This is a genomic window from Geobacillus sp. CCR (assembly GCF_052906625.1).
In genome coordinates, this window is record NZ_JBREBQ010000057.1 from 1 (window position 1) to 10,705 (window position 10,705).

The 10,705-nt window shown below is 53.9% G+C and carries 14 protein-coding genes and 1 pseudogene; 5 read left to right on the forward strand and 10 right to left on the reverse strand.

Translation table 11 applies throughout. The features are described 5' to 3' along the window. Positions 1-185 precede the first annotated feature (185 nt). A complete protein-coding gene (locus tag ACVBDQ_RS16890) occupies positions 186-677 on the forward strand; it encodes a PCYCGC motif-containing (lipo)protein (protein ID WP_014195631.1) in 492 nt (163 codons plus the stop codon). A gap of 163 nt (positions 678-840) precedes the next feature. Here the strand turns inward: ACVBDQ_RS16890 and ACVBDQ_RS16895 are convergent, their stop codons facing one another. From ACVBDQ_RS16895 to ACVBDQ_RS16915, 5 genes are all read right to left on the reverse strand, one after another. After that, positions 841-1,569, reverse strand: coding sequence for a 3'-5' exonuclease (locus ACVBDQ_RS16895; protein WP_014195630.1), 729 nt, complete (start codon positions 1,567-1,569; stop codon positions 841-843). Next, positions 1,562-2,614 carry a DUF294 nucleotidyltransferase-like domain-containing protein gene (locus ACVBDQ_RS16900; RefSeq protein ID WP_021322064.1) on the reverse strand — a complete coding sequence of 351 codons (1,053 nt, stop codon included), beginning with the start codon at positions 2,612-2,614 and terminating at the stop codon, positions 1,562-1,564. Before ACVBDQ_RS16900 ends, ACVBDQ_RS16895 begins: the two co-directional genes overlap by 8 nt. Before the next feature lie 17 nt (positions 2,615-2,631). Beyond that, positions 2,632-3,933, reverse strand: coding sequence for an ammonium transporter (locus tag ACVBDQ_RS16905; protein WP_014195628.1), 1,302 nt, complete (start codon positions 3,931-3,933; stop codon positions 2,632-2,634). Positions 3,934-4,108: 175 nt separating this feature from the next. Then, positions 4,109-4,516, reverse strand: a complete 408-nt coding sequence (locus tag ACVBDQ_RS16910; protein ID WP_014195627.1) for a VWA-like domain-containing protein — start codon at positions 4,514-4,516, stop codon at positions 4,109-4,111. Positions 4,517-4,669: 153 nt separating this feature from the next. Further along, the gene (locus ACVBDQ_RS16915; RefSeq protein ID WP_014195626.1) at positions 4,670-4,858 is read right to left on the reverse strand and encodes a YozQ family protein; all 189 of its coding nucleotides are present in this window, start codon (positions 4,856-4,858) and stop codon (positions 4,670-4,672) included. Between the two features lie 154 nt (positions 4,859-5,012). Between ACVBDQ_RS16915 and ACVBDQ_RS16920 the strand changes: the two genes are divergently transcribed. Both ACVBDQ_RS16920 and ACVBDQ_RS16925 read left to right on the forward strand, forming a co-directional pair. Next, on the forward strand, positions 5,013-5,141 hold the full coding sequence (locus ACVBDQ_RS16920) for a hypothetical protein (RefSeq protein WP_014195625.1): 129 nt from the start codon (positions 5,013-5,015) through the stop codon (positions 5,139-5,141). A gap of 15 nt (positions 5,142-5,156) precedes the next feature. Next, positions 5,157-5,669 carry a YndM family protein gene (locus ACVBDQ_RS16925; protein WP_081132497.1) on the forward strand — a complete coding sequence of 171 codons (513 nt, stop codon included), beginning with the start codon at positions 5,157-5,159 and terminating at the stop codon, positions 5,667-5,669. Between the two features lie 229 nt (positions 5,670-5,898). On the opposite strand, the gene ACVBDQ_RS16930 is transcribed toward ACVBDQ_RS16925, so the two are convergent. Both ACVBDQ_RS16930 and ACVBDQ_RS16935 read right to left on the reverse strand, forming a co-directional pair. Next, entirely contained in the window at positions 5,899-7,089 is a 1,191-nt protein-coding gene (locus tag ACVBDQ_RS16930; protein WP_014195623.1) for a toxic anion resistance protein, read from the reverse strand. Positions 7,090-7,091: 2 nt separating this feature from the next. After that, entirely contained in the window at positions 7,092-7,736 is a 645-nt protein-coding gene (locus tag ACVBDQ_RS16935; protein ID WP_013145586.1) for a 5-bromo-4-chloroindolyl phosphate hydrolysis family protein, read from the reverse strand. Positions 7,737-7,896: 160 nt separating this feature from the next. On the opposite strand from ACVBDQ_RS16935, the gene ACVBDQ_RS16940 reads away from it, so the two are divergent. Continuing rightward, a complete protein-coding gene (locus ACVBDQ_RS16940; RefSeq protein ID WP_013145587.1) occupies positions 7,897-8,025 on the forward strand; it encodes a hypothetical protein in 129 nt (42 codons plus the stop codon). Positions 8,026-8,045: 20 nt separating this feature from the next. Then, positions 8,046-8,708: an SIMPL domain-containing protein gene (locus ACVBDQ_RS16945; protein WP_033025225.1), complete on the forward strand. Its 663-nt coding sequence runs from the start codon at positions 8,046-8,048 to the stop codon at positions 8,706-8,708. Here ACVBDQ_RS16945 and ACVBDQ_RS16950 read toward each other — a convergent pair. The 3 genes and pseudogenes from ACVBDQ_RS16950 to ACVBDQ_RS16960 form a co-directional block, all read right to left on the reverse strand. Further along, positions 8,698-9,447, reverse strand: coding sequence for a hypothetical protein (locus ACVBDQ_RS16950; protein WP_011230940.1), 750 nt, complete (start codon positions 9,445-9,447; stop codon positions 8,698-8,700). The genes ACVBDQ_RS16945 and ACVBDQ_RS16950 overlap by 11 nt on opposite strands. A gap of 134 nt (positions 9,448-9,581) precedes the next feature. Beyond that, positions 9,582-10,136, reverse strand: a pseudogene (locus ACVBDQ_RS16955) (MFS transporter); the annotation flags it as partial. 159 nt (positions 10,137-10,295) lie between these two features. Next, a partial coding sequence (locus tag ACVBDQ_RS16960) for an RNA-guided endonuclease TnpB family protein (RefSeq protein ID WP_446663361.1) occupies positions 10,296-10,705 on the reverse strand: 410 nt, incomplete at its 5' end.

Genomic DNA, 10,705 nt, shown 5'->3' on the forward strand with positions numbered 1-10,705 from the left:
TTCGGTCTTCCGTCACGCTAAGGCGTGACGGAGGCAAGCCACACGCTTGCCTTCGACAGTCGAAAATGGGCAAACCACTTTTCTGTCAAGGATATGTTAAACTTCTTTGTTGCATCTATATAGTTGCTGCTTATCCATCGGTATGGTACATTCAAAATGCAAACCTCGCACGGAAAGGAAGAAAGATGGTGAAACGCTCTACCTTCATCACCGCATGTGTATTGTCATTCAGCGTTCTGCTCTCAAGCTGCACCGATGACGGCGTTCAGGAACAAAGCCACTCGCAGATGACGAAAACCGCCACCGGCGATATTCGGGAGACGACAAAATCGATCGAGCATTTGCCAAGCTTTTTGAGCGCGTTTGAAGAAGAGATGGCTGCCTTGTACCAACAGGCTGCTGAACACCGCGAGCTGCTTGAGAATATCCCTTGCTATTGCGGCTGCGGGCAATCAGCTGGCCATAAGAACAATTATGACTGCTTTGTCTATGAAAATAAAAAAGACGGCTCGGTCGTCTGGGATGATCATGCGACCAAATGCGGCGTCTGCCTCGACATCGCCGCTGAATCGATCGCCGCTTACGATCAAGGGAAATCGATCAAAGACATTCGGCATATGATCGATGAAAAATATAAAGAAGGCTACGCCGAACCGACGCCGACAAAGCCGCTCTAATACGAACGAAAAAAAGCGCCAAATCCGGCGCTTTTTTCATTGCAGCCAGTCCCCCGTTTGCCCCACCGAGCGCCCACTGCTTTTCGATCAACAGAAACAAGGCTGCTGAAACTGGATTTCGCTCCTCTCAAGGAGAGTTCACAAAGGCTTCGCACAGGCAACATCAACACCGGCTGAGCGCGGCGTACAAGTCATGCAATGTTTCGATGCCGCGCTGGCGGAATTCATCAAGCAAGATCGCCCATAGCTTCGCCATCGCTTCGACGTCGCCATCCGCCGTATGGCGGCGCGGGCAACGGATGCCATAACAAGCTAACGCATCGTCAAACGTCGGGCACGAATGGCCGATCAGCGTCATCATCGGCTGCAAGTCGACAAAACGTCCGCTCCATTTTTGCCGATAATGGCGCCAAAGGGCATGGCGCAAAAACGCCAAATCATGGCCGATATGATAGCCAATTAAGACGCCGGCGGCAATAAACGGCACAAACGTGCGCAGCGCCTCGGCAAGCGGCGGAGCGAACACCACATCCTTCGCCTCAATCCCGGTCAAGGCGGAAATATGTTCCGGAATCGGCTTTTCCGGCTTGACGAGCGTCATGTACGCATCCGTCACGACTCCTCCAACCGTTTTCGCTGCCGCCATGGCCAAAATTTCATCGCCTTGCTCCGGGGAAAAGCCGGTCGTTTCCATATCGATGATGACAAACGGGATGTCAGTCAAACGGTCATGCCAATCGATGATGTGCTGTTTTTCCTTTTGCAGCGAGCGAAGCCATGTTTCCTGTTGCAGCGAATGGTCATGCCCAAATAAGGCGGATGATGCCTCGCGCGGAACGCCGAGCGACAACAAGCGGAGCGCCCGTTGCCAAAACCGGTGCCGCTCATGCATGAATGTTAGCCACCCGCCGGGCGACAAAGCGCTGCAACCGTTTTGCGGTGCGCATCGCTTGTTTCAGCTGCTTTTGTTCCGTCCGCTCAAGCGCCCGCCATAACACATATTCACGTCCGTCCCCCGCCTCAGTGCTGTACTTAAGGCGAATCGAATAGTAAACAGAAAGCGCCTCGCAAACGGCGTCGGAAAGCGGCGCCGTCAATACGCCATTCGCTTCAAGCGCCCGCCGCCGCTCGGCTGTGCCCGCCGTCGGGACGTGCGCAAAACAGGCCAACCATTTCAGAGCGTTAGTGAGTTGCACGTAGCCGCTTTGTTTCATATGAACGGCCCCGCTGTACGGCCCCCATCGCTCCGTTTGCACGTTGCCCAGCCAACCGAGCGGAACCGGAGGAAATTGAACGTGCTCGCCCATGCGCGCCAACAGCGGCGGCCGTTTGGCCACCGCCGCAAACAGCGCCTTTCTTGCCTTCTCAGCCAATTCTGTTTCCCCATAAAGAGGCCGCATATCCATTGCAATCAACAAAAAACGAATGTCGTTCGGCCACCCGCTGTCTAAATAGGAAGAAAGTTGTTGCTCCCAACCGCGGACCGACTGCGCCCACCGCTTGTTCGTCGCCATCACGTAACCGGAGCAGTACGGATAGCCGGCCTCATGCAACATGTCCACCCCAACCGCCGCCATATGGCGGATGAATTCATAACAAGCCGCCTCCTCTTCCTCAGGACAGTCGAATAAAATGCCGTGGTCCTGGTCCGTCCAAATCGTCGGCTCACACCGGCCGATGCTTCCCATCACATACCAGCACCACGCCGGGGGACGAATGCCGACCGACCGTTTCATCGTCTCCCGCTCCGCAAGGAAGAACGCGCGGCGAAGGATGGCTTCATGCACACAAACGACGTCGCCTGCAAGCTGCTTCATTTGTTCAGGTGCTAGACAGCGCCGCAGTTCGCGCGCCAGTTCATCGTGGCAAAAACGAAGTTCGGCGGCCGACTCGGCTCGGTTTAGCCGCTCGACCACCTTTGCCGCCAACGATTCCATCACCTTTCCCCTCCTGGCTACTGCTGGGCGAGGGTCTTGGGCTGATACGTCGGATCGAGCTGTTCCGGATAGCCATAAGAACCGTGCTCGCTAATATCAAGACCTGAAATTTCTTGTTCCGCCGTGACACGCAGCCCGATCGTTTTCTTCAGGGCATATAAGATGACAAACGAAACAGCAGCGACATACACCGCAGCGCCGAGCACCCCGACCGTTTGCACAATCAGCTGATCAAATCCGCCGCCGTAAAACAGTCCAGCCTTCCCGATGCCCGTGATCTCGACTAAACGCGGCGAGGCGAAAAACCCGGTTGAAATCGTGCCAATAATGCCAGCGACACCATGGACGGAAAAAGCATAAATCGGATCGTCAATCCCTTTGCGTTCAAAGTAGATGGATGTCCAGAACGTAAACGACCCCGCCACTGCACCGATCACAACCGCCGCCCACGGTTCGACGAACGCGCACGCGGCGGTAATGGCAACCAAAGCCGCGAGCACGCCGTTGACCATCGCTGGAATGTCCGCTTTGCCGACCAAAATTTTCGCCGTCACAATCGCGGCGATCGCTCCCGCCGCGGCGGCCAAATTCGTCGTCAGCGCGACATAGCCGAAAAATCCGTCGCCAACCGCCATCGTGCTGCCAGCGTTAAAGCCGAACCAGCCGATCCATAAAATCAATCCGCCAATGACCGTATATACTTGGTTATGCCCAGGAATGACGTTTGGAGTCTTATCTTTATTGAACTTGCCGATGCGCGGCCCAAGCAAAATTGTAGCCACGAGTGCCGCAATCGCTCCTTGCAAGTGAACAACGGTCGAACCGGCGAAATCTTGCATTCCCATTTTTCCAAGCCAGCCGCCGCCCCACACCCAATGGCCGATCACCGGGTAAATGGCGATCGTAAAAATCGTGCCGAAAAGAAAATAAACAGACAGTTTCGCCCGCTCAGCGAAGCCGCCCCAAGCGATGGCCAGCGACACGCCGGCAAAGCCGAGCTGGAATAAAAATTTGAGCTCGAGCGGCACATTCGCCCACGACAACGAGTCAAACGTTCCTTTTCCTTCTTTTAAAAACCATCCTTCCGTCCCGATGAAGCTATTCCCAGCCCCAAACGTAATCGCAAAGCCGAACGCCCAAAACGCCAATGAGGCGATGGCAAAGCTTAAAATTTGTTTGCCAGCCACATGCCCGGAGTTTTTCATGCGCGTTGATCCGGCCTCAAGCAAAGCAAACCCTGCCTGCATGCCGATGACGAGCACCGCCGAAAGCATGACCCAGAGTGCATCCAGCCCAAGCGTCAACGTTTTTTCATCCATTTTACGCATCCCCCTTTTGTCATTTATCATCCCTTTTATATGTCATAATATATAACATAAACCAACCAAAAGCAACGCGTGTTTTTGGTTGCAATCGGTTTCAAACACAAAAAGTTTGTTAAATTTCTTAACAAAAAAAGAATGCCCCTCATCACGAGGGGCATTCCTCACAGTGTTACGCCACACGAATGGGCTTGCCAAACGGCACGCGCGGCATATAATCGTCCGGCACAAGCCAAAACACTTCATAGTCGACTTCGAGTTCTTCATAAAAATAGCCGGTTACATCGGTGATGTAAAACAACGTATCGATTTTTTGCGCAGCGGCCCATTCCAACACTTCGGTGTACGACGATTTCCCGTGCTTGAAATATTTAATCGTCGCCACGCCAACCGGAGAGACATCGCGAATTTTAAAATCCGCTTGGACGAGCAGCGTGTCCGGGCGCAGTTTTTCAAACAACTTCACGATGTTTTGAATGAGCATTGGCCGCTCCGGACGGTTTGATGTGTCGATCGCCAACGCGATGGAATGGTCTTTCCGCTCTTTGAGCAACGCCAATAAAGCCCGCTGCCATCTCACGATGATCATCCCCCTTATATCGGTGAATCGCCGTGCGCACTACTAGTATAGACGACGATGGGGGAAAGTACGAACTGTTTTTCTTTCCTTTTTCCCCTCCCGTTTCACAAACATAAACCAAAACGCCAAGGAACAGCTCCTTGACGTTTCTTACTACTGCGAAAGGGGGATGTTCGAACCATTTTCTTGATTCACTGCCGCCTCAATCGTTCCTTCTGCATACACATCGCTTACCTGTTCGCGCGTCTCAGAGAGCGCCTCATACACAAACGACTCGTCCCCGCCATCTGCCGGATCGTATTGCTGCCCCGCAATCGCAACGGGCCGTTTCTTTTTCGTCATCCACCATTCCTCCTACATGAATGCTGTTTCGTGATTAGTGTGAAAACAAGAGCGAAAAATGAACAGAGGAAGTTTATGGATGATGAATGCATATAGAAAGGCAAACGTGGCAAACTAACGAATAAACAACGATCAAGAGAGGATGATAGCCCCGATGAGAAAGCCAACACGAAACGACAGCGTTGAACAGCAACAAAAAAAGCAGCAACCGGACAAAGACAGGGAAAAACAGCCGGGATGCGGCGATAAAAAACTAGAAGGTCCAAACCATCCAGCAGAATAAAGGCGGCGAATCCCAATGAGACATTTGCTTGCGTTAGTGCTGAAATATTTGCTGACCGCCACGGTGATGTTTGCCATTTTACCGCTGTTTTTGCGCATTTCATCGGCAGAGATTTTATGGTTTAGCCTTTGGCTGACGCTTGTCGCCTATGCGCTCGGCGACTTGTACGTTCTGCGGCGCCTTGGCAACGTCTCAGCGACGATCGCCGATTTTGGTCTTGTGTTTGTAGCGGTATGGATCGGCATCGGCGCGTTTTATGACATCGCCGGCGCCGCCATATTAAGCGCGGCGTTTTTTTCCGCCCTGCTTGCGGCGATGGGGGAATTGCTGTTTCACGCCTATGTGCTGCGATTTGTCACTGTCGAGCACGGTGAAAAAGACGCCCCGCTCATCGGCCGCCAATGGCAAACGGAGGCGGCGGAAGAGTTTGACGTCCGCGCCGCCCGTCCGGATGACAAAGATCGTGAACGAGCGGAACAAGAAAATGATCGGTACGGTCAAGAGCCTCCTCATCCCCCTATTCTATAAAGAAAATGGAGGCTGCACAGCCGGGATGCCGGCCGCTTCAGTTGACAGTCCGTCCTCCTCCCGTTCAAAACCAAACGGATGGCAAGTGAAAAAAACGGGTGTCTTCTCGTTCGCTAGACACCCGTTTCGCATGAGGCTCTTTGATTTTCTGGCGCTTTCTTCTACAGCCATGGACGGATCCATCGGACGTTTGGCCGCAAGCCGAAACAGGACGATCTCCTATCCGCCCTTATTGCTCCGGTCGCTTCAGCGCAAGCAGCGTCTGTTTCAATTCCGCTTCCATCGCCGCCAGCTCGCGTTCGGCCTGCTGCCGTTTTAATCGGCCTTCCGCTTGGATTTTCAACGTTTCTTCGAGCGTAGCGATCAAATTTTCTTGTGTTCGCTTCAACGTTTCGATATCAACCAAGCCACGCTCGTTTTCCTTGGCGATTTCAATGCTGTTTGTTTTTAACATCTCCGAATTGCGCAATAACAGCTCATTCGTCGTTTCGGCGACCTGCTTTTGCGCCGCAGCCGCCCTTTGCTGCCGAAACAGCGTCAAAGCAATCACGACTTGATTTTTCCAAAGAGGGATGGCATGCAAAATCGACGATTGAATCCGCTCGACAAGCGTTTCGTTCATATGCTGAATCATGCGGATTTGGGGCGCAGTCTGGATCGTCACTTGCCGGCTGAGCTTTAGGTCATGCACCCGCTTCTCAAGCCGCTCGGCAAACTGCCGCAAATCCTGTACATCCTGCCATGCCATTTGGTCGCCGGAGCGCTCCGCTTCCGCTTGCTTTTCTGGAATCGTCTTCGTCCGCAGCTCTTCGAGTTTGTATTCCGCTGCCGCAATATAAATATTGAGCGCTTCAAAATAGTCTTTGTTTTTTTCATAGAGCGTCTCAAGCATCATGATGTCGCGAAGCAACAAATGCCGGTGCTTCTCAAGCCGATCAGCGATTTTGTCAATTTCAACGCCGATTTTTTGGTATTTCGCCACCATCTCTTGCAGCGGCTTGGCCACTGCGCCGAACAAGCGGGACAGCCACCCTTTTTTCGCCGGCATTAGGTCATCGGGGTTGACCTCCTTAATTTTGGCCATCAGTTCGCTGATCACTTCGCCGACCGGCCCAGCGTCTTTCGTTTGCACATGATGCAAAATCGCATGAGAAAACTTCGACAGCTCGGCTTGCGCCGCCACACCGTATTGCAAGACGGCCTGATGGTTGGCCGGGTCGATTTGTTTGGCGAGCGCAAGCGCTTTTTCCCGATGCTCAGGCTTCAACGCATCAAGCGCGCGCGCCGGCTTTTCTTCCTCCTTGAGCCGCGATTCGGCCGGCGAAGAAAACGGCTTTGCAAGCAGCTCATCAAGGGAACTTGTCCGTTCCAGCCCTTGCAGCCAATCCGTCGATTCCATCCCGTGATTCCGTTCGTCCATCGTCATTCTCCTTTCTTTGACAGCGGCAGACGAAGCCCATCCGATTGTCGGAGCGATCGCTCGAGCCATTTCGCTTCCGTTTGCAGCGACCAGATGTCGTTCGATAACACCTCAAGCAACTGCCGTTCAGCCGCTGAAGTCAGCTCGTCAAGCACTCTTTCCGTCTCCTGCAACGCTTTTGCCATATCGGCGCTTTGCACCGGCTGTTGCGCCAAATAAACGTATTTCTCCACCATCTCCACCGCCGTCGGCCATTCGTTTAAGAAAAATGGCTGGGCGAGGCGCAGTTGATGTGGTTGTTGCTCGATGGCGCGAATGATTCGATCGACGATGGCACTCAACCGGGAAACCGTTTGCCACATCACCACAGAACGAAGCCGATAGCGAGCGCGACGCAGCCGCTTCCATAACGCGCGCGCTTCGCCAAGCTGGCTGCGAACGTAGACAAGCTCCTCAGCGGACACATCAGCCGGCAGGCGATGATGCCGCCTTTTCATGATGGCGGACACCCCCCACATCGCCCCCATTCCGGATAAAATCGAAGGCCAAAAGCGAAAATCAGCAGCGATGAATACGATCACCGCGACGATGACCCCTGCGTTCCATGAGACAAACCAACGCCATATCGTACGAAGCAGCTGCTTCATGGTCCCTCTCCTTCTTTAATCTTTTCTTTCATTATAGCATGTCCATTCCATGATACGTACAAGCACCCAAAGAAGTTTCATCGCCAACTGGACGGCGCGCATAGGACAATGGCCGTTTCGAATAGGCTATAGTAACAGGGCCATCGAAAGGGGAATCGGGATGAAAGCGATCAATTGGCAGCTTGTCTCCTTTGTCGCGATCTCGCTGTTGAAAGAATATTGGTGCTATGCCGGACTGCCGCGCGTCTACTATTGGCAGGCGGCGGATGATGACAAAAAAACTGCCTAACAGCAGAAGGAGGGAACACGATGCAGCCTTGGCACCGCCCCACACCGCCAACCGCCTCCCGCGCCGCACTGACCGTCACCGGCCAAGGGACAGTCAGCGCCAAGCCAGACACCGTCCTCATTGCGATCGGGGTGCGCACCGAACACGTCCATATTCAAGAAGCGCTTGCTGACAACGCGAAACGCACCGACGCAGTCATTGGAGCACTCAAGGCGCTTGGCGTGCAAACAGAAGATTTGGAGACGACGGCGTTTTCCATCTATCCCCAATACGAACATCACAATGGAGCCGACGTATTATCCAGCTATAGAGTCGAACATTGGCTTGAAATCACCGTCCGCGACCCTAAAAAAGCCGGCGCCATTTACGAGGCGGCCGTTGCCCATGGAGCAAACCTCGCCCGCGGCTTGGAATTCCGTCTAGCAAACGAACAAGCCCATTACCAGCAGGCATTGGCGTTGGCCGTGAAAAACGCCAAAGAAAAAGCGCTGGCCATCGCCCGCGCTCTCAGCTTGCCTCTTTATGACACGCCGATTGAACTGAAAGAACAGTCATCGATCCGGCCGACGCCATACGGTCCGGCTGTTCTCAGCGTTCCCTCATCAGCGCCGCCTGTGCAGACGCAAGATGTTGTCATTACCGCCGTCGTGGAAGCGGTATTTGCTTATTCGTTCATTTCGTGATGTCGACTTCATGGACGCGGGCGCCGCCAAACAGCTCGACGCGGGTGGTTTTCTTTTTCCCGTTCGAATGGACGATGGTCACAGCGTACGCGCCCGGCAAATACGGGCCGATTTTTTTGACAAATGGGTCTTTCGTCGCCTCCTCTTCCGTTTTCACCCCATTGACGACAAGCGACGCCTCCGGATCATCGACGCGCACATGGAGAAAATAGAGGGCTGGCTCAAACACATACCGGTCCTCAAACACATGAATCGTAAACACCGGCGGGTAAGATGTCAATCCTTTAATATACACGTGGCCGCTCTTGCGCTGGCGGGCAAACTCCCGATCTAGCTGTTTATACGCTTCTGGGTGCCGTTCCACATACGCGAACAACGGCGCCAACGTTTTCTCGTTGATCGGCACGCTTTCCTCCGTCACCCGCAGCATCGCCTGCAAAGCGGCCACATCGCGGTCTTCGATCGCATCTTTTAAACGCATAATGGCCATTTCTCGGCTCGCGGCCGTCTTCAACGCCCCATACCCGCTCCAAAGAAGCGTGCTCGCCCCCCACAGAACGACGATGGCGACAAGCAGCCAGCCGATGAGACGGTATTGCTTTTTTCTCCTCTTTTCCCGAGACAAAACGCGCGCCTGCTGCCTCTTTTCGCTGCGCGCCAACGCCGCGGCGCCGTTCTGACCGCCGCGGCTTCCCGTTTCCCCCTCAATGGCATCCGGTTCGAACACGCGCGGTTTCATGAGCGCTTCCCCTCTCCTTCTCGCTGTCTAGTTCCACTTTATGTCAGAGACAGGGAATATATGTTACACGAACAACGGTGCGCTTTTTATTATACCCGCCTGAGCGAAAAACGGATAGCCGTTTGCACCGCCCATTATCGCAAAAACGAAGCGTTCGGTCGCTCCATTCGCCGCCCGACTTGTTGAAACATCCAGGCGTATAAGGCCGCGCTTCCTAGCGCCAGCATCCCAAGGACAACGAACGTCCATGCATAGCCGATCCATTCCGCAGCGACGAGCGACAGCGGCGCCAACATCCGCCCGATCGTAAAACGGAGACTGGCGGCGGCAAAATATTGGCCGCGCATCGCCTCCGGAGCCAAGCGGGAAATGAACGACTGCTGCAAGCCAGCTGTCATCAACTCAGCCAGCGTAAACAGCGCCATGACCGCGATCAATCCGAGCAGCGAAGACGTTTGACTAAACAGCCACATCGAGATGCCGTATAAGACGGATGAACCGACAAACGCCTGCCGCTCCGAGTAGCGAGACATCCAACGCGTCACAGCCACCGTGCATAGTGCGACCAACAGACCGTTTTCGGCAATGAGCCAACTAAAGGCGCTCGCGCCGTCAATCGTCCATCCTGCCAATGTTTCGGCTTCGACCGTTTCTTTTGTATATACCGGGATCAGCAAGTCAAGCTGTTTGACACTCCGCACGGCTAAAGCCGTGGGATTCTTGGGTCATTCGCGTCCTCATCCATTTCTGGTTCGGACCACGCCCAAGATCAGGGGTGTGTCATCACCCCGTCCCATCGGGTTAGAATGTACCCCGATGGGCGGCGCACCTGTGACCAGTGCGCTAGGTTAGGCGGCGAAGCCCGAAATTGCTTTGGCGATGTTGATGGCGCCATTTAAGTCGGCGTGGAGGGTGTATCCGCATTTTTTACACTGAAAGTGGATGCCATTGCGATTTCCCTTTTCCCGATGTCCACATTTACACGTTTGGCTCGTGTAGGTCGGCTTCACCCACTCCACCCGAATACCCGCCATTTCCGCTTTATAGGCAATCATCATTTGCAGTTGATGAAACGCCCAAGAGTGAAGGCTTCGTCCTGCTTCTTTGGCCGATGTTGCCCGTTTCCGAATGCCCGTCAACTCTTCCATTCGAATCACGCCAACACCGTTGGCGAGCGCAAAATTCACGATTTGACGGCTGATTTTGTGATTTTGATCCTTCATCCAGCGGGACTCTTTACGGCCGATTTTGCGAATCA